The 18982-nt window shown below is 53.3% G+C and carries 19 protein-coding genes; 18 read left to right on the forward strand and 1 reads right to left on the reverse strand.

Annotated features, from left to right (window positions below):
- Positions 1-42 precede the first annotated feature (42 nt).
- From guaA to DOQ08_RS03780, 7 genes are all read left to right on the forward strand, one after another.
- On the forward strand, positions 43-1620 hold the full coding sequence (gene guaA / locus DOQ08_RS03750; protein WP_114333543.1) for a glutamine-hydrolyzing GMP synthase: 1578 nt from the start codon (positions 43-45) through the stop codon (positions 1618-1620).
- Between the two features lie 189 nt (positions 1621-1809).
- The gene (locus DOQ08_RS03755; protein WP_114333544.1) at positions 1810-2424 is read left to right on the forward strand and encodes a PEP-CTERM sorting domain-containing protein; all 615 of its coding nucleotides are present in this window, start codon (positions 1810-1812) and stop codon (positions 2422-2424) included.
- A gap of 323 nt (positions 2425-2747) precedes the next feature.
- Positions 2748-4817, forward strand: coding sequence for a sensor domain-containing protein (locus tag DOQ08_RS03760; protein WP_114333545.1), 2070 nt, complete (start codon positions 2748-2750; stop codon positions 4815-4817).
- A 166-nt stretch (positions 4818-4983) separates the two neighbouring features.
- A complete protein-coding gene (gene tadA, locus DOQ08_RS03765) occupies positions 4984-5487 on the forward strand; it encodes a tRNA adenosine(34) deaminase TadA (RefSeq protein ID WP_114333546.1) in 504 nt (167 codons plus the stop codon).
- A 6-nt stretch (positions 5488-5493) separates the two neighbouring features.
- Complete coding sequence (galE, locus tag DOQ08_RS03770) at positions 5494-6483, forward strand: UDP-glucose 4-epimerase GalE (RefSeq protein WP_114333547.1); 990 nt, start codon at positions 5494-5496, stop codon at positions 6481-6483.
- 32 nt (positions 6484-6515) lie between these two features.
- Positions 6516-7862 (forward strand): UDP-glucose dehydrogenase family protein, encoded by a 1347-nt coding sequence (locus DOQ08_RS03775; RefSeq protein ID WP_114333548.1) that lies wholly within the window; start codon positions 6516-6518, stop codon positions 7860-7862.
- Positions 7863-7875: 13 nt separating this feature from the next.
- Positions 7876-8298, forward strand: a complete 423-nt coding sequence (locus DOQ08_RS03780) for an HIT domain-containing protein (protein WP_114333549.1) — start codon at positions 7876-7878, stop codon at positions 8296-8298.
- Here the strand turns inward: DOQ08_RS03780 and fabR are convergent, their stop codons facing one another.
- A complete protein-coding gene (gene fabR / locus DOQ08_RS03785) occupies positions 8299-8925 on the reverse strand; it encodes an HTH-type transcriptional repressor FabR (RefSeq protein ID WP_114333550.1) in 627 nt (208 codons plus the stop codon).
- 334 nt (positions 8926-9259) lie between these two features.
- Between fabR and aspS the strand changes: the two genes are divergently transcribed.
- From aspS to ybgF, 11 genes are all read left to right on the forward strand, one after another.
- A complete protein-coding gene (aspS, locus tag DOQ08_RS03795) occupies positions 9260-11059 on the forward strand; it encodes an aspartate--tRNA ligase (RefSeq protein ID WP_114333552.1) in 1800 nt (599 codons plus the stop codon).
- A gap of 73 nt (positions 11060-11132) precedes the next feature.
- The gene (ruvC, locus tag DOQ08_RS03800) at positions 11133-11660 is read left to right on the forward strand and encodes a crossover junction endodeoxyribonuclease RuvC (protein WP_114333553.1); all 528 of its coding nucleotides are present in this window, start codon (positions 11133-11135) and stop codon (positions 11658-11660) included.
- 33 nt (positions 11661-11693) lie between these two features.
- Positions 11694-12323, forward strand: a complete 630-nt coding sequence (ruvA, locus tag DOQ08_RS03805; RefSeq protein ID WP_114333554.1) for a Holliday junction branch migration protein RuvA — start codon at positions 11694-11696, stop codon at positions 12321-12323.
- A 143-nt stretch (positions 12324-12466) separates the two neighbouring features.
- Positions 12467-13498, forward strand: coding sequence for a Holliday junction branch migration DNA helicase RuvB (gene ruvB / locus DOQ08_RS03810; protein WP_114333555.1), 1032 nt, complete (start codon positions 12467-12469; stop codon positions 13496-13498).
- A 16-nt stretch (positions 13499-13514) separates the two neighbouring features.
- A complete protein-coding gene (gene ybgC / locus DOQ08_RS03815) occupies positions 13515-13916 on the forward strand; it encodes a tol-pal system-associated acyl-CoA thioesterase (protein WP_114333556.1) in 402 nt (133 codons plus the stop codon).
- Between the two features lie 36 nt (positions 13917-13952).
- Positions 13953-14642 carry a protein TolQ gene (gene tolQ / locus DOQ08_RS03820; RefSeq protein WP_114333557.1) on the forward strand — a complete coding sequence of 230 codons (690 nt, stop codon included), beginning with the start codon at positions 13953-13955 and terminating at the stop codon, positions 14640-14642.
- A 31-nt stretch (positions 14643-14673) separates the two neighbouring features.
- The gene (gene tolR / locus DOQ08_RS03825; RefSeq protein WP_114333558.1) at positions 14674-15120 is read left to right on the forward strand and encodes a protein TolR; all 447 of its coding nucleotides are present in this window, start codon (positions 14674-14676) and stop codon (positions 15118-15120) included.
- 75 nt (positions 15121-15195) lie between these two features.
- Positions 15196-16176: a cell envelope integrity protein TolA gene (gene tolA / locus DOQ08_RS03830; RefSeq protein WP_114333894.1), complete on the forward strand. Its 981-nt coding sequence runs from the start codon at positions 15196-15198 to the stop codon at positions 16174-16176.
- A 74-nt stretch (positions 16177-16250) separates the two neighbouring features.
- The gene (gene tolB, locus DOQ08_RS03835; protein WP_264756347.1) at positions 16251-17513 is read left to right on the forward strand and encodes a Tol-Pal system beta propeller repeat protein TolB; all 1263 of its coding nucleotides are present in this window, start codon (positions 16251-16253) and stop codon (positions 17511-17513) included.
- A gap of 48 nt (positions 17514-17561) precedes the next feature.
- On the forward strand, positions 17562-18143 hold the full coding sequence (gene pal / locus DOQ08_RS03840) for a peptidoglycan-associated lipoprotein Pal (protein ID WP_114333560.1): 582 nt from the start codon (positions 17562-17564) through the stop codon (positions 18141-18143).
- 25 nt (positions 18144-18168) lie between these two features.
- Positions 18169-18933, forward strand: a complete 765-nt coding sequence (ybgF, locus tag DOQ08_RS03845; protein ID WP_114333561.1) for a tol-pal system protein YbgF — start codon at positions 18169-18171, stop codon at positions 18931-18933.
- The last annotated feature ends 49 nt before the right edge of the window (positions 18934-18982 follow it).

Below are 18982 nucleotides of genomic sequence, written 5' to 3' on the forward strand. Positions count from 1 at the left end.
CGGTTTCCGGGCTGTGTTGTTTCTCTTCAGCCCGAGGACTCCATGGCTCAGAACATTCACGACCACCGTATCCTGATTCTCGATTTCGGTTCCCAGTACACCCAATTGATTGCTCGCCGTGTGCGGGAAATTGGCGTGTATTGCGAAGTTAAAGCCTTTGATATCACCGACGAAGAACTCAACGAGTTCAACCCCAAAGGCATCATTTTAGCGGGTGGGCCGGAATCGGTTACCGAATTGGGTGGGCCGCGAGCGCCAGAGAGCCTGTTCGATAAAGGTATTCCGGTGCTGGGTATTTGCTACGGCATGCAAACCATGGCGGAGCAACTGGGCGGCCGTGTCGCCAGCTCGGAGAAACGCGAATTCGGCTATGCACAAGTCAAAGTGCGCGCCAAAGGGCCATTGTTGAACGATATTACCGATCACCTGACACCTGCCGGCGATTCTTTGCTGGATGTGTGGATGAGTCACGGCGATAAAGTGGTAGCGATGCCTGAAGGGTTCGAACTACTGGCTTCTACCGAAAGCGCTCCGATCGCCGCGATGCAGGACCTGTCCCGCAACCTGTTCGGTGTGCAGTTCCACCCCGAGGTCACTCATACGCTTCAGGGTAAACGGATTCTTGAGCACTTTGTTCTGAATATCTGTGGCTGTGAAGCCTTGTGGACTCCGGCCAAAATCGTAGACGATGCGGTGCGCCAGATCCGTGAGCAGGTGGGCACTGATAAAGTACTGCTTGGTCTGTCTGGCGGTGTTGATTCGTCGGTAACCGCGGCGCTGTTGCACAAGGCCATCGGCGATCAGCTGACCTGCGTGTTCGTGGACAATGGCCTGTTGCGCCTGAACGAAGGTGATCAGGTAATGGATATGTTCGGCAGCAGCATGGGGGTGAAAGTCATCCGCGCTGATGCAGAAGATCTATTCCTGTCGAAGTTGAAGGGTGTCAGCGATCCCGAGCAAAAGCGGAAAGTCATCGGTAACACGTTTATTGAAGTGTTCGATGAAGAGGCAGCCAAGATCAAAGATGTGAACTGGCTGGCTCAGGGCACGATTTACCCAGACGTGATTGAATCAGCTGCGTCGAAGACGGGTAAGGCACATGTGATCAAGTCCCACCACAACGTGGGCGGTTTGCCAGAAACCATGAAGATGAAACTGGTTGAGCCACTGCGTGAGTTGTTCAAAGACGAAGTGCGGAGAATCGGTCTTGAGTTAGGCTTGCCCTACGACATGGTCTACCGTCATCCGTTCCCGGGGCCAGGCCTGGGTGTTCGTATTCTGGGTGAAGTGAAGAAAGAATACGCCGACATCTTGCGTCACGCCGATGCCATCTTCCTGGAAGAATTGCACCGTGCTGATCTGTACCACAAAACCAGTCAGGCGTTCGCTGTCTTCCTGCCGGTTAAATCTGTCGGTGTTGTGGGTGATGCTCGCCGGTATGAATGGGTTGTGGCACTGCGTGCTGTTGAAACCATCGACTTCATGACCGCTCGTTGGGCGCACCTGCCGTACGAGCTGTTGGAGACCGTTTCTAACCGGATCATCAATGAAATCAGTGGTATTTCAAGGGTGACCTACGACGTGTCGTCCAAGCCGCCTGCGACGATTGAGTGGGAGTGATTGGTTAGCAAATGAATGCCGGAAGATGTTGAATGATGTGTCCAATTATTTTACAAGCTTCCGGTGCAGTTGCTCTTAGTGGCTGCTAACGAGTTGAATTCCGGATTTTTTTCAATTTAGGCACAGGAAGTGCCTATTGGGAGCGAGCAGTACTCATACCATGAAATTGGGGAAACCCAGGGAGCTTCTATGCGACACTTTAAACTCGCTCTAGTACTTTTCGTTTCGATGTGTTTGCCGGGTCTGGCAAACGCTGCACTCATATCGGCTGGCTTTCAGGTAAATCTTAACGATTCAGACCCGGGGCTGGTCGTTGATTCTGCAGACATTGCCGCAAATCCGTTCTCCTTCACGTTAAACGAGGGCGATAGCACAACGTTCAAGTTGTTTAAAATTTGGACGGATGAGACTGCAGTCAACGGTGATGATCAGGTCGCAAAAGCTATCTCAGTTGATTTTAACTTTACCTCGCCAGCGCTGGTGTCTGGTTCAGCAAACGGAAATACCATCGGTAAAAAGTGGATTGGTGGACTTTTCCAGGGCGGGTATCTGTCATGGGGCGCGCCGCTGCAATTGGTGTTTGGAGCGCTCGGAGATGGCCTGTTAGAGGTAAGTCTATCTGATACGAAGTTCAATAAAGGATTGTTCGGAATTAACGACGGAGAAAAGTATGGTGCAAAGGTTAAAGCTACCATCACTCTTGTTCGCAACGCGAGTCAGGTACCAGAGCCGGGCACTTTGGGGCTGTTAGCCGCGGGCCTTCTAGGCTTCGGGCTGCGTGCCCGTCGTCGTTTGGTAAGCTGAAAGCCATTCAGTAATATTCAATGAGTGCTGTAACGGGGCCAGATGAAAGTCTGGCCCCGTTTTTTTATGCCTAGGAATCGTATGAGAGAGTGGTAAGGCGCTAAGACCTCGGATTGTGACGGTAAATTCACGCATTTGAACAGTATTCCTGCAACTTAAATCCTCGATGCTACACTTTTCTTGATGCTTCCTGTTTATAGGGTTGTTCTCCTCTGCGAACGGCTTGGGAGCAGGGTGTAGCGAGGAGTGAGCTGTTGTGTTGAAGCTACAATGGCGGCGGGGCTTAGGTTGTAGAGTTTGATCAATAACAAAAGAGTGGGGATATGGAAAATCATCACGAAGATACAAGGGACGCTGTACGTCAGCTATTTGATAGCGTTGATGCGATTTCCGTTCAAGGGTACGACCAAGAGCGGAGAGTTGTTTATTGGAACATAGGTAGTGAAAAACTATACGGCTATACCGCCGCAGAAGCGATAGGGCAAAAACTGGAAGACTTGATTATCCCTGACCATCTGCGCGAAGGCGTTGTGTCGTCGCATCATAATTGGGTCGTTAACGGTGTTGAAATACCAGCGGCCGAGCTTGTCTTGCGGAGTAAGAGTGGCCGGGATGTCAGCGTTTATTCAAGCCATGTCATGTTCCGGAACGCGCGTGACGAGTGCGAAATGTATTGCATTGATGTGGATTTGGGTGATGTAAAAAAAGCTCAGTCACAAGCTGTTTCGAAGGAAGAGCTGCTAAAGGGTGTGTTTGAATCGCTTCCCGATTTGTTTTTCCTGGTGACGGAAGACGGACGTATCATTGAATGTCACGCAGGCGACAGTCGGAAGCTGTATGTTCAGTATGACAATATACTGGGCGAAAATATGGCTGATTTTTTGCCGGAAGAAGTGGCGGCCAAGTTCCGTAATTACTTCGAAAAAGCGATGCGGGAAGGTGGAGTACTTAGCTTTGAATATTGTTTAGATCTTCCCATCGGCAAAGCGTATTTCGAGGCAAGAATCAGCCATTTGGCAGGTCAAAAACAGCTCGTGATCATCGCTCGGGATATCACAGAAGCCCATGAGACCGCGGAGCTCATTCGGAAGCAGGCGTATTTCGATTCTTTGACTTCCATTCCGAACCGTTTTTTATCGCTGGATCGCTTGTCGCAAATGGTCAAAGAGCTGGAGCGAAGCGGTGAAAAAGCTGCAGTGGTTTTCCTGGATGTTGACGATTTTAAAAAGATAAATGACTCGTTAGGTCATGACGTAGGAGACAAGGTCCTCATTGAGGCAGCCAACAGGCTGAGTTCGACCGTTCGAGATTCGGATACCGTGGGCCGATTGGGTGGCGACGAATTCATTGTGCTGTTGGGGTCTCTGGCTGAAAGCTATGATGCGGTTGATATTGTAGAGAAACTGCTCGATGTCTTCAGGGAGCCTTTCAGGATTGACGGAAGGGAGCTGATACTGACTACGAGCATTGGTGTGGCTGTCTATCCGGATAACGGTACAAGCGCCTCTGACCTACTGCGAAATGCAGATGCCGCAATGTATCAATCCAAAGAGCAGGGCCGGAACACTTATTCGTTTTTCACTAAGCAAATGAATGAGATGATTTTGCGCAGGCTGGAAATCGAAGAACAGCTTTACGGTGCGCTGGAGCGTAACGAATTCGAGGTCTACTATCAGCCGAAAATTAATTTGAAAGACCGAAAAGTTATGGGCGCTGAAGCTCTGCTGCGCTGGCATAACCCGTTGGTGGGACAGGTTGCACCTGATGAATTTATACCCATTGCCGAGCATACCGGCTTGATCGAACCCATTGGCAAGTATGTGCTCGCTCAAGCTTTGGCGTTTTTAAACGAATGGAGTCAGGCGCATCGGCAGGATTACACCATGGCGGTCAATCTTTCGCCGAGGCAGTTCAGAGATCAGGGCTTCGTTGAGTTTGTCAAAGAGTGCCTTGGTTCATGCGATGTTACACCGGAGCGCTTGGAGTTTGAAATTACCGAAGGTGTTTTAATGATAGGGCAGTCCTGCGTGGATGAAGTTCTATCTGCCTTAAACGCTTTAGGGGTGAAATTGTCGATGGATGATTTCGGAACCGGGTATTCATCGTTGAGCTATCTCAGGCAGTACAACTTCGATCTCCTGAAGGTAGACCGCAGTTTTGTCAGTGGTATCACGGCGAACCAAGAGGATCGAGACCTTGTAACGGCGACCATAGCGATGGCGCACAGCTTACACCTGGATGTCGTTGCTGAAGGCGTCGAAACAGGTGAACAGCTTAAGTTACTGAATGAGTTGGGCTGTGATGTGGCGCAGGGATACTATTTCAGCAAACCCATCCCCGCACTTGAGATGAAAGCGTTCAAATTGAAGGAGCGCTTCGAGGTCGAATGCTGAATCGGTGGGCGGGGCGATTTTTTGTGACCGAGCCTTGTTTATGATCCAGGGTTTGAAGAGGGTTTGGCGCGCCACGGTTGGTTGAGAGACGGAATGGTGGTATTTTCCGCGTTGTTGAAGAGCCCGCTATTGCGATTGTTAAGCCCTTATCAGACGAACCTCGTTTATGCCCGAAGTACACGCCCTTGATAAATACTGGATGGCTCGCGCTTTGTCGTTAGCTGCTCAAGCCGCAGAGGTCGATGAAGTTCCGGTCGGTGCGATTGTCGTTCGCGATGGTCGTGAGTTAGGGGTGGGTTATAATGCGCCGATTACCGGGTGCGATCCGACAGCCCACGCAGAAGTGCGTGCCTTGCGCGATGCCGCAGCCAGAGCTGGAAACTATCGGCTGAGTGGAGCAACGCTTTACGTTACGCTAGAGCCCTGTACCATGTGTGTAGGGGCTATTGTTCATAGCCGTGTAAGCCGCATTGTTTACGGTGCACTAGAGCCCAAAGCGGGTGCCGTCGAATCAGCACGGCGCACCCTTGAGGAGCCTTTTCTCAACTGGCAAGTCGAGACGGTCGGTGGGGTTCTTGCCGATGAATGCGGGCAAATTATCAGTGACTTTTTCAGCCGCCGGCGAGATGAAATCCGTCGTCAGCGTAAACAACATTCAGGGAAGGAGTAATTTCACGTGAAAGTACTTGTGACTGGCGGTGCCGGCTATATCGGCAGCCACGCTGTCCGTCAGTTGGCCGAAGCCGGTCATGACATTGTGGTGTTTGATAACCTGTCCACAGGGTACCGTTGGGCGGTAACGGCAGGTGAACTGGTGGTGGGAGATCTCTGCGACGAGGCAGCCATTGAAGCGCTGTTTGCCGCCCACGATTTCGAGGCCGTTTTGCATTTTGCCGCGAATATTGTGGTGCCGGAGTCCGTTAGCAATCCTCTGAAGTACTACAGCAACAATACTCGCAATACCCTGAATCTACTCAAAGCGATTGAGCGCCATAAAACACCTTATATGGTGTTTTCGTCCACCGCAGCAGTATATGGAATGCCTGAGCAAACCGTACTGACCGAGGACATGCCGTTGGCTCCGATCAATCCGTATGGCGCATCAAAAATGATGAGCGAGCGGATGATTATGGATCTGGCCGCAGCGTCTAGCCTTAGTTACGTGGTGTTGCGCTACTTCAACGTTGCGGGAGCCAATCCGGACGGTCTTTTGGGGCAGGCGACGCCTGAAGCAACGCACCTCATTAAAGTGGCCTGTGAGTGTGTGACCGGCCAGCGCGAAGGCATGAGCGTGTTCGGAACAGACTACGAAACCCGCGACGGAACCTGTGTTCGTGACTACATCCACGTTGAAGATCTGGCTAAGGCTCATGTGATGGCGCTGGGTTACATGGCAGGTGGCGGCGATTCTCAGGTACTTAATTGTGGCTATGGCAGCGGGTTTACGGTTAACGAAGTGATTGATGTGGTTAAAGAGGAATCGGGCGTTGATTTTCCGGTTGAAACCACTGGCCGGCGACCCGGCGACCCGGCAGCGCTCATGGCCGATAACGCCAGAATCAAACAAGTACTAGGTTGGCAGCCCGATTACGATAATCTTAATACGATAGTGCGCACCGCCTTGGCGTGGGAAAAGATCTGGCTTGAGAAAAAAGCTGCGAAGTAACGCTTTAATTCATTGTTTTCGAGAAAGAATTCATGAAAATTACGATTTTTGGAACAGGTTATGTTGGCCTCGTGACCGGCGCTTGTCTGGCGGATGTGGGGCACGACGTGCTGTGCATGGATGTGGACGAGGGCAAAATTAATAAGCTGAAAAACGGCCAGATTCCTATCTACGAGCCGGGCCTGGAGTCGATCGTCAAGCACACGTTCGAAGCCGGCCGCTTATCCTTTACCACCGATGTTGAAGATGCGGTTAAGCACGGTACTTTGCAGTTCATCGCGGTCGGAACACCGCCGGATGAAGACGGTTCGGCCGACCTGCAGTACGTATTGGCCGTGGCGAAATCCATCGGCCAATACATGGACGGGTACAAAGTCGTGGTTGATAAGTCCACGGTGCCCGTAGGCACTGGTGACAAGGTCAAGTCTGCCGTGCGCGCGCAATTGGATAAGCGCGGTCTTGAGCTGGAGTTCGATGTGGTCTCCAACCCCGAATTCTTGAAAGAAGGGGCGGCCATTAATGATTTCATGAAGCCCGACCGAATTGTGATTGGTACCGATAGCGAGCAAGCGGCCGATTTGCTTCGGGAAGTGTATTACCCGTTCAACCGGAATCGTGATCGCATGATCTTTATGGATATCCGTTCGGCGGAGTTGACCAAGTACGCTGCAAACTCCATGTTGGCCACAAAAATCAGTTTCATGAACGAGATGTCCAACCTGGCTGAGCGTTTGGGTGCGGATATCGAAGCGGTGCGCCGTGGGATCGGGTCAGATCCTCGTATCGGGTATCACTTCATTTACCCCGGCTGTGGCTATGGTGGATCCTGCTTCCCGAAAGACGTTCAAGCTCTGACCCGCACCGCTCGTGATTGCGATTACGACGCCAAGCTGTTGAACGCGGTTGAAGCGGTGAACTATGCTCAAAAACACGTGCTGTTCGATAAGATCAGTCACTACTTCCAGGGAAATCTGGAAGGCAAAGTAGTCGCTCTTTGGGGTTTGGCGTTCAAACCGAACACCGATGACATGCGTGAAGCCTCATCCAGAATGTTGATGGAAAGCTTGTGGAAGGCTGGGGCAAAGGTTCAGGCTTTCGATCCAGAAGCGATGAATGAAACCCAGCGCATTTATGGCGACCATGACGGCCTGACCTTGTGCGGCACCAAAGAACAGGCGTTGAAAGGGGCAGATGTGTTGGTCATCTGCACAGAATGGAAAGAGTTCCGTTCCCCGGACTTTGATGCCATTGCCGGCACTTTGAAAGAGCCAGCGGTGTTTGACGGTCGAAACCTGTATGAGCCGGAAATGCTGGAGCGCTATGGTCTGACCTATTACGCCATCGGGCGCGGTCAAAACCAGTTTCATTCGGCGGGCTGATTAAGGGCAAACCATGTTTGAGCTCCACGAACGACTAGCGGCCGACACCCATAGCTTGGGCCAGTCCGCATTGTGCGAAGTGCGGTTAATGAACGATCGTACCTGGCCGTGGATTATTCTGGTGCCGGCGGTGTCCGGTGTCCGGGAAATCTATCAGCTTACGGCTGACCAACAGATGCAACTGCTGAAAGAATCGTCGGCATTGAGCAAAGGGATGATGGAGCTCTTCGAAGGCGACAAGATGAATGTTGCTGCACTGGGTAATATGGTGCCGCAACTGCATCTTCATCATATTGTCCGGTTTCAGGATGATCCGGCTTGGCCGGGGCCGGTCTGGGGCACGCAGGCGCCTGTGCCCTACAGCGATGAAGAGCTGGAGCGTGTCATTGAAAAGCTTCAGCCAGTGCTCGAATCGTTGGCTTTGCCCAGTATCTGATTATTCCCGACCCTGTTGCCATTGAGCCAGGGTCTGGGACCCCACCAAAATCATCCGCAGTTCGATTTTCAGTTTTGCTTTTAGCTCTTCCCGCTCTTTGGGGGTGGCATCCAAGGCTTCTGCACCTTGATTGAACACCAAAGTGACCATGGCTTCGGCTACCGTCCGGGCATCTGAAATGGGCTTGTTTTGTTCTTCAGCGAAACGGCGCAGGTCGGCGGCCAACTCCGTGACAAAGTGCTCGATCTCGGCTCTTACGGCAGTTCTGAACGGCTTGGATACACCCGTGCGTTCGCGCAACATCAAACGAAACAGGTTGGCGTTGTTGCCAAGGTACTCCATAAAGGTATCCACCGACGTGGAGATGGCACTGCCATCCCGCACGATGCGCTTCCGCGCTTGGCGCATCAGTTGCCGAAGCGCAACGCCGCCTTCATCGACGAGTGCCAGGCCCAACTCGTCCAGTTCCGAGAAGTGCCGGTAAAACGAGGTGGGGGCAATGCCCGCTTCGCGGGCCACTTCGCGCAAACTCAAACTGCCGAAGCCCCGGTCTGCACTCAGTTGGGCCAGGGCGGCGTCCATCAGTGCCCGTCGGGTTTTAAGTTTTTGCTCTGCTCTGGTGGCCAAAACGGCAGCTCCAATTGCGGCTAAAGATGGCCATTCTAGCCGCCTGCCACCACAGAGTCATCAGAGTGTCTTAAATGCGTTCTTGTACGCCTGATTTTCGGCGTCATTGTGTTTATAATGGGCGGCTTTTCCAGTAAGGTCGCAAAAAATTTCAGCGGCCAATATTTTGCTGCAAGCAAGCAGGTGGAGATGGCTTTCCGAAACACGCTGTGAATACATCCGTGTACGCTCGGCTCCGCCATCCATGGCTCCGCACGGTTTCGGAAAGCCATCTCCACCTGCTTGCCCAGACTTAACGAATTAACGCACACATTCAGAAACTACGGGAACCGGTATGCGCAGTCATTATTGCGGTGGGATCAACGAATCTCACATTGATCAGGAAGTTACAATCTGTGGATGGGTACACCGTCGCCGTGACCACGGTGGGGTCATATTCCTGGATCTGCGGGACCGGGATGGCATTTCTCAGGTCGTCGTTGACCCGGATACCGAGGAAAGCTTTGCTCTGGCTGAAAAAGTCCGGAGTGAATACGTTGTTAAAGTGACCGGCCTCGTGCGTCGCCGCCCTGCGGGCACTGAAAACGACAACATGCCTACTGGCCAGGTTGAGCTGCTGGGTAAAGAGCTGGTTATCCTGAATGCCGCCGCCACGCCTCCGTTCCCTCTGGATGAGCACGTAGACGTAGGTGAAGACGTTCGTCTTCGCTACCGCTTTATCGATCTGCGTCGTCCGGAAATGATCAACCGTTTGCGTTTCCGTTCCCGTGTAACCAGTTATATCCGTAACTTCCTGGACAGCCGCGGTTTTATGGATGTGGAAACTCCCATCCTGACTCGTGCCACCCCTGAAGGTGCCCGTGACTATCTGGTACCAAGCCGTACTCACGACGGTTCTTTTTTTGCGCTGCCGCAGTCTCCTCAGTTGTTCAAGCAGATGCTGATGGTGTCGGGTGTTGACCGTTACTACCAGATTGCTAAGTGCTTCCGCGACGAAGACCTTCGTGCCGATCGGCAGCCGGAGTTTACTCAGGTGGATATCGAGGCTTCATTTGTTGATGAAGAAAGCCTGATGAGCCTGAACGAAGACATGATCCGCACGCTGTTTAAAGACGTGCTGGACGTTGAGCTTCCTGAATTTCCACGCATGCCGTACTCCGAAGCTATGCAGCGTTACGGCAGTGATAAGCCGGACCTGCGTATTCCGCTGGAGCTGCAAGACGTAAACGATCTGGTCGAAAGCGTCGATTTCAAAGTGTTTGCCGGCCCGGCGAAAGATCCGAAAGGCCGTGTTGCCGCGTTGCGTGTACCGAAAGGTGGCGAGCTTAGCCGTAAGCAAATCGACGAATACACCAAGTTCGTGGGTATCTACGGTGCCAAAGGTCTGGCTTACATCAAGGTCAATGAACTGGCCAAGGGTGTTGAAGGCCTGCAGTCTCCGATTGTGAAGTTTTTGGGCGACGACGTTGCCATGGCAATTATGGAGCGTGTGGGTGCAGAAGACGGCGACATCGTATTCTTCGGTGCAGACAAGACTACCGTTGTGAACGAAGCCTTGGGCGCGCTGCGCATCAAAGTGGGCCACGACCTGAACATGCTGACCTGCGAATGGGCGCCGATGTGGGTAGTTGACTTCCCGATGTTCGAGGAAACGTCTGATGGCGGCCTGACCGCTATCCACCACCCGTTCACCGCACCTTCGTGCACGCCGGAAGAGTTGGCGGCTGATCCGGCGAACGCTTTGTCCCGTGCATACGACATGGTGTTGAATGGTACTGAGCTGGGTGGCGGTTCCATCCGTATCCACGACGGCGCCATGCAGGAAACTGTGTTCCGTATTCTGGGTATTGGTGAAGAAGAAGCTCGTGCGAAATTCGGCTTCCTGCTGGATGCATTGAAGTTCGGTTGCCCGCCGCACGGTGGTCTGGCTTTTGGTCTGGACCGTCTGGTGATGTTGATGACCGGCTCTTCGTCTATTCGTGACGTGATTGCCTTCCCGAAAACGCAGAGTGCTACGTGCTTGATGACTCAGGCGCCGGGTGAAGTGGATGAAAAGCAACTGAAAGAGCTGCACATTCGTTTGCGACGCTCAGCCAAAGCGGCTGACGGCGGAAAGGCAGAAGATAAAGCGTAAGTGCTAACGACAAGAGGCGGCTTTGGCCGCCTCTTTGTTTTGGTGATCCTCTCACAGAGTTGAGGTTAGGTGGATGCCAATCATTCTGGGCGTAGACCCCGGTTCCAGAATCACCGGTTACGGAATCATCCGCGTGGATGGTCGCCAAACCGAGTATCTTGATAGTGGCTGCATTCGAGTTGGCCAGAAACCCATGGCAGAACGTTTGCAAACCATTTTTCAGAGTCTTGCGCTGCTGATTGGCGAGTATCGTCCGGAAGAGTTCGCCATTGAGCAGGTGTTCATGGCTCGCAATCCGGATTCTGCGCTTAAGTTGGGGCAGGCCAGAGGGGCGGCCATCGTTAGTGCAGCCAACAGTGGTTTGGCGGTTCATGAGTATTCTGCACGGCAGGTGAAGCAAGCCGTTGTGGGTACTGGAGGTGCCGATAAGTCTCAGGTACAGCATATGGTTCAGGCGTTGCTGGGCTTGTCACGTAAGCCACAGGAAGATGCGGCAGATGCCTTGGCCATTGCACTGTGTCATGCACACATGAACCAAAGTACGCTTAAGCTTGCCGGTGTTGGTGGCAAGGTTCGGGGCGGCCGCGTCCGCCGGCAATAAACAAAGGTTGATGAGAGCCAGAGGAGACGGGCTTTGATAGGTCGTATTCGCGGATTGCTGGTTGAAAAGGCCCCAGGTCAGGCGTTGGTGGAATGCGCAGGGCTGGGCTATGAAGTTGATATTCCATACACCACGTTTTTTCACCTGCCGGACACCGGCCAAGAGGTGACTCTCCATACCCATTTTGCTGTGCGCGAAGATGCACAAAGCCTGTTCGGCTTCGCTTCTTTGCTTGATCGTAATCTATTTCGATTGCTGATTAAGGTGAACGGCGTGGGGCCTAAAATGGCCATCGGCATCCTGTCGGGGCTGGACGCACAGCAGTTTATTCAGTGTGTAGAAGCGCGGGACGTGAATGCGTTGGTGAAGTTGCCCGGTGTTGGCAAAAAAACCGCTGAACGTTTGTTGATCGATATGGCAGACCGTATCAAGCAACTGGAAGGGCAGTTCGTGCCGGCAGTGCCGGAACAGTTGGTGTCCGGGGCAGCGAGCGGTGCGTCAGTAACGGGGTCAGACCCCAGAGAGGAGGCGGAAGCCGCATTGATTGCACTTGGCTACAAACCTCAGGAAGCCGCGAAAGCCATCAGTAAAGTGGCGGAACCAGACATGAGTAGCGAACAGTTGATCAGGCTTGCACTGAGAAACATGATTCCAGCCGGGTAAGCCCGGCTTTTTTGTGTCGTAAGATGACGCTAATGTGTATAGAGCTTAACGTGACTCAGCCTGCGCCCTTTGTACAATTAGGGCACTCAAAGCCAAGGGCGACCAGTAGGCACGTTGTTTATTCCCAGTAAGTGGATAATGCCATGATTGAATCGGACCGACTGATAACGGCCAAAGCCGGAGAATATGAAGAGGTGCATGATCGCGCCATCCGCCCGACGCTTTTGTCTGAATACGTTGGTCAGCCGACGGTGCGTGAGCAGATGGAGATCTTCATCTCCGCCGCGCGGGCCCGCCAGGAAGCTTTGGATCACACCCTGATTTTTGGCCCGCCTGGCCTTGGTAAAACAACATTGGCAAACATCATTGCCAATGAGATGGGAGTCGCCATCAAAACCACCTCCGGACCGGTGCTTGAAAAAGCGGGCGACTTGGCTGCGATGTTGACCAATCTCGAGGAAGGGGATGTCCTCTTTATCGACGAGATTCACCGCCTCAGTGCGGCGGTTGAAGAGGTGTTGTATCCGGCCATGGAGGATTATCAGCTGGATATCATGATCGGTGAAGGGCCGGCAGCTCGCTCTATTAAACTGGATTTGCCGCCGTTCACATTGGTCGGAGCAACTACGCGAGCGGGTCTGCTGACCTCGCCGCTCAGGGATCGCTTTGGCATTGTGCAGCGCCTTGAATTCTATAACACGGCCGACTTGACTCATATTATCGCCCGATCGGCCCGGCTGTCCTCGGTTACCCTTGATGACGGCGGAGCTTTTGAAATTGCCCGCCGTTCCCGGGGTACGCCGCGAATTGCCAACCGCTTGTTACGTCGGGTACGTGATTTCGCCGAAGTGCGGTCAGATGGGCGGATTACCGCCGAGATCGCGGACCAGGCACTGAACATGTTGAAGGTCGATAGCCAAGGCTTTGACCATATGGATCGCCGGTTGCTGTTGGCGATGATTGAAAAGTTCGACGGCGGCCCGGTGGGTGTTGAGAGTCTGGCTGCAGCCATCAGTGAGGAACGGGGCACCATCGAAGACGTGCTCGAGCCGTTCTTGATCCAGCAAGGCTACATAGTACGGACACAAAGAGGCCGTATGGTCACATCGAGTGCGTATCAGCATTTTGGCGTGGTACCGCCGAAGTCCGAAAAAGAGAGTAGCGGGTTTGAGTGATATAGCTGCAGCCCCTATGTTTGAATTGCCGATTCGCGTCTATATCGAAGATACCGACGCCGGCGGCATTGTGTTTCATGCCAAGTACCTCCATTACATGGAGCGCGCACGCACAGAGTGGGTTCGCAGTCAGGGTGTGGAATTGCGGGCAGGGCTCGAACAAAACGTGAGTTATGTGGTGCAGAAAATGACGCTGCATTACGCAGCGCCCGCCAAGCTGGATGATCAGTTGTTGGTGACTGCGGTGCCGATTGCCTCGTCCCGTGTTTGGATGACCTTTCGCCAGCAGGTACTTAAGGCCGATAGCCGAGCTTTGCTCTGTGATGCCGAGGTGAGGGTGGCCTGTGTATCTCTGGATACCGGCAAGCCGCGGCGTTTGCCAGAAAATATGAGTGTAATTCTGAAGAACATGCTTTAATTAGCTGAAAACATAGAAACTTTTTGGGAGTGTACAGTGGGATCCGAACTATCAGTCTGGCATCTGATTGCGAACGCAGGGCTTCTGGTACAGCTCGTTATGCTGCTACTGGTGTTGGCGTCTGTAGTGTCTTGGGCGCTGATCTTTCAGAGAGTGAAGATCTACCGCCAAGCGAAACAGGCCCAGTTGGCGTTTGAAGAACGCTTTTGGTCCGGCATGGATCTTGGCCAGTTGTACAAAGATGTGAATGCCAACCCAACGCCGAATTCGGGTATGGAGTCGCTTTTCCGTGCAGGCTTTAAAGAGTTCTCGAGGCTTCGTCAGCAAAGCCGCGACGCCGATGCGGTCATGGAGGGAACTCAGCGGGCCATGCGTGTTGCCTTCTCCCGGGAACATGAGCGCCTGGACATGCACCTTCCGTTCCTGGCTACGGTTGGTTCTACCAGCCCGTACGTCGGTTTGTTCGGCACCGTATGGGGCATCATGAACTCCTTCCGTGGATTGGCACAGGTGCAACAGGCTACTTTGGCAACCGTTGCTCCGGGGATTTCAGAAGCATTGATTGCGACAGCGATGGGCTTGTTCGCAGCGATTCCCGCCGTCATCGCATACAACCGCTTCTCGACGATGTCTGATGCGCTCCTGAAGAACTACGAAACGTTCGCAGACGAGTTTTCCAGCATTCTTCATCGCCGAGTGCACAACTCCGAACAGGCCGGTTCGTGATGGGTTTTGACGGTAAAGGGAGGGTAGTCCGATGAAAGGTATGGGGATGATGTCCCGGGAACCGCGCAAATCCATGTCGGAAATCAACGTGGTGCCCTACATTGACGTCATGTTGGTGCTGCTGGTTATTTTCATGGTGACGGCACCTATGCTCACTCAAGGCGTGAAGGTGGATTTGCCGGAAACCACCTCGGACCCGATCACTCAAGACAAAGATGTTGAAACCATCACCGTGTCGGTGGACAGCAACGGCGCTTATTTCCTGGAAGTGGGTGACAACAGCAGTGAGCCTATGTCTTTGGAGAATGTGCGGGCACAGGTGTCGAAAATCTTGTCACAGCGTGCAAACGCGGAAGTGATGGTCCGCGGTGACGAATTTGTGGATTACGGCGTGGTCGTGCGCTTGATGGCAGAGCTTCAGGCTGCCGGTGCCTCTGGCATTGGCCTGATTACCGATGCACCTCAGGAACAGCCTTAATCAGGTGGCGGGATTGTTGTGAAGGGTCACGAACGGGACACAGTAAATAAAGAGAGCATCTCATTGAAATCGCCTATCGCGATGTCGCTTGGGTTGCACTTGCTGATTGTTGTGGTTGCGCTTGCGGGGTGGTCGTGGACCAATCCGATGCAAGAGCCGGAGCCGCGCAGTATTTCCGCGAGGCTGATTAGCCCGGAACCGAAGCCGAGCCCTGTCGTCGATGAGCAAGATCAGCGGGATGAAGCTGATAAACGGGAGCAGGCCGCAGAAAAACAGCGCGAAAAAGACGAGGCGGAACGTAGAAAAGCTCAGCAGGAAGCGGAGCGTAAGGCGGCTGAAAAAGCGGCTCAGGAAAAGGCTCGAAAAATAGAGCAAGAGCGCAAGCAGCAAGAAGCCAAAGCTCGTGAAAAGGCCGAGCAGCAGGCGCGCGCGAAAGAAGCCGCCCGCAAAAAGGCGGAAGCTGAAGCGAAAGAGCGTGAACGCCAGAAGGCAGAGCAGGAACGAAAGCGTCAGGAAGAGGCCAAGCGCAAAGCCGAGGAAGAGAAGAAGCGCCAGGAAGAGCAGCGTCGTGCCGAGGAAGCGGAGCGTAAGCGTAAAGAAGAAGAGGCTCGCAAAGAAGCTGAACGAAAGCGGAAAGAAGCTGAACGGCGGCTAAGAGAGCAGCAGCTTAACGCGTTGGCAGAAGAAGCTGAAGAAGCCCGCGAAAGTGAAGCGCGTCGTCAGCGAGAGGCAGCTGCTGCCCGGGCCCGCGAAGCGCAGATGTTGACTGATAGTGAAAAATATCAGGCCCTTATTCGCGACCGGTTGGCCCAGGCGTGGTACCCACCGGCCTCAGCCACAGAAAATATGGTGGCACGCTTACAGATTACATTGTTGCCGACCGGCGAGTTGCAAGGTGTCACTTTGGTCAGCAGCAGCGGGAATACGGCGTTTGATAATTCGGCACTGAGCGCGGTGCGCTCTTTGAATCGCTACCCGGTACCTGGCGACAGAGATACGTTCGAGCGATATTTCCGGCAGTTTACAATTGAATTCAACCCCAAACGGTTGCGGTGAGGCAGATCATGTTTAAGAAGCAAAATTCAAAACGCGGACTGGCAAAGCGAAACCTGACCGTCATCGGCTGGTTGATGGCTATGTGTTTCGTTGCATCGAGCGCGCGGGCTGAATTGCTGATTCGCATCACCGAAGGCGCAAATTCGGCTATCCCGGTGGCTGTTGTACCCTTTGCAGAAAGCGGCGCTATGCCGGCCGGCGATAAGGTCAGCAGTATCGTGCAAGCGGACCTGACGATGAGTGGCGAATTCAAGCCGCTGGATCCTTCAAAGATGCTGAGCCTTCCATCCGAGCGTTCGGAGGTGTATTTCCGTGACTGGCGGATGCTGGGTCAGCGTTATGTTTTGGTTGGTCAGCTAACCAGTAACAGTGGCCGTGTTGAAGCGCGTTACGAGTTGTTTGATGTGAACCGCGAGCAGCGAATTTTGGGCGAAACCGCCGCGGCACCGGCCGGCAATGTGCGTTCGTTAGCTCATCACATCAGTGATCGCGTGTATGAAGCGATCACCGGTGAGCCTGGTGCTTTTTCTACCAAATTGGCCTACGTAACGTTGACGGGGTCGGGTAAAAACAGTGTCTATCGCCTTCATATCAGCGACATCGACGGACAGCGCTCGAAAGTGCGCCTGGAGAGTGGAGAGCCGATTTTGTCTCCGGCCTGGTCGCCCGATGGCAAGAAGTTGGCTTATGTGTCTTTCGAGACCGGCAAGCCGGTTATTTATATCCATGAATTGGCCACAGGCAAACGCACCAAAGCCGCGGATTTCCCGGGTCTGAACTCAGCGCCCGCCTGGTCACCTGATGGAAAGTCTTTGCTAATGACGTTATCCAAAGACGGTAATGCCGAGGTTTATGAAAAGAATCTGGCCAGTGGCAAGATCACCAAGCTTACAAACCACTGGGCGATCGATACCGAAGCGGCTTGGGATCATGCGGGAAAGGGCGTGTTCTTTACTTCTGATCGCTCTGGTGGGCCGCAGATCTATTACATGGAGCGTCCCGGTGCCGAAGCACGCCGAATCACATTTGGCAGCCGTTATAACGCTCGAGCGCGCCCGGATTCGAAAGGTGAGTATGTGTACTACGTGCATCAGCGGGAGCGCTCGTTTCACATTGCGCGCCGAAATCTGAAAACCGATGAAGAGTTTATTGTTACTCGTACCGGAACGGACGAGTCTCCCAGTGTGTCGCCGAATGGCCGCATGCTGATCTATGCCACTGAGCAAGGCGGCAAAGGTGTACTGACCGTGGTTTCTGCTGATGGCGGAGCTGCTTACAGCCTGCCAGCCTCAGAGGGTGAAGTGAGAGAGCCCGCTTGGGGGCCGATTACACGCTAACCTCGATATCGTTTAAAGAAAGTCAATGTCACGAAAAGGAAGGTAATGATGAAAGTGTCTGCACAAAACAAAGCGTTTGCCATGCTGTTGTCCTTTGGACTGGTTGCGGGCTGTAGCTCGACCGGTGACACCATGGAAGAAGATGGGTACGGTTACGATTCCGGCTCAGACGTTGCTGCAATTGATCAGGAAGGCGGCTCTACTGTTTATGGCGGTGAAGACGGAGAAGGCGTTTCTTCTTCCGTTCTGAGTGATGAAGAACGTGCCGAGGCCCGAGCGAAAGCCGAGCAGGAAGCGTTGCGCAACATCACCACCTTCTACTTCGATTTCGATACTTCGGAAATCAAGCAGGAAGCCCGCAATGCGCTGGTTACCCATGCGCGTTTTCTGTCCAGCAACCCGCGCCAGCAGGTTCGCCTTGAAGGTCACGCAGACGAGCGTGGTAGCAAGGAATACAACCTGGCACTGGGCGAGCGTCGTGCGAAAGCCGTTGAGCGTTTCCTAGTGGTGAATGGTGCTTCACGTGGCCAGATTGAAACCGTAAGCTATGGTGAAGAGAAGCCGGTGGTTCGTGGCTCCAGCGAAAGCGCGTATGCCCAGAACCGTCGCGTTGAGCTGATTTTCAAGTAATTAACGTTAATAACCGGACTGACCCATGAGACACACACTCATGGCGGCCGTGCTCATCCCGCTAGGCTTCGGCCTGGCGGGTGCCGTTTCCGCACAGTCGTCGACGCCTGCGTACCAGAACACTGCCTCAGAAGCCCAGCGTAAGGCTGGAAACAGCCAGGCAACTGCCGAGTTGTTTTACATGATTCAGCAGCTCCAGGGCGATGTGCGGCGGCTTCAGGGTAAAGTAGAAGAACAGCAGTACGAAATCCGCAAGCTGCAGCAGCAGGGTAGGGATCGCTACGTGGATCTCGATCAGCGGATATTGGATTTGTCGAAAGCGTTGGATGAGAGAGCCTCTGTACCCGATGCAGCGGCAAACAAACCGGAGACTTCCGGTAGTAAGCCAAAGGTTCGGAACTATCGGGCACCCGATGCAGAAGAGCGGAAAGCCTACAATCAGATTATTGATCTGATCCGCAATCAAAAGGCTTACGACGAAGCCATTACTCAACTTTATGAGTTCGTGGATAAGTATCCGGAAGGGGACTTAACCGTCAATGCCTACTATTGGTTGGGCGAGGTTTACCTGGCGAAGCCGCAGCTTGAGCAAGCCAAGCAGGCCTTTACCATTGTTGCTACGCGTTACGATGATCACCGAAAAGCGGCCGATGCGGTTTACAAATTGGGTGTGACACTCGACAAGCTGGGCGAAAAAGGTGAAGCTAAACGCCGAATGCAGATGGTCGTGGACCATTACCCGGATTCCAGTGCGGCCGATCTTGCTCGACAGTTCCTTGGTGAAGCGTGAAGTTGTTCACGCATCCATCAATTTGGTTGCCATTTAAGCAGTAACTAAA

It is taken from the genome of Marinobacter litoralis (assembly GCF_003336705.1).
Classification (GTDB): domain Bacteria; phylum Pseudomonadota; class Gammaproteobacteria; order Pseudomonadales; family Oleiphilaceae; genus Marinobacter; species Marinobacter litoralis.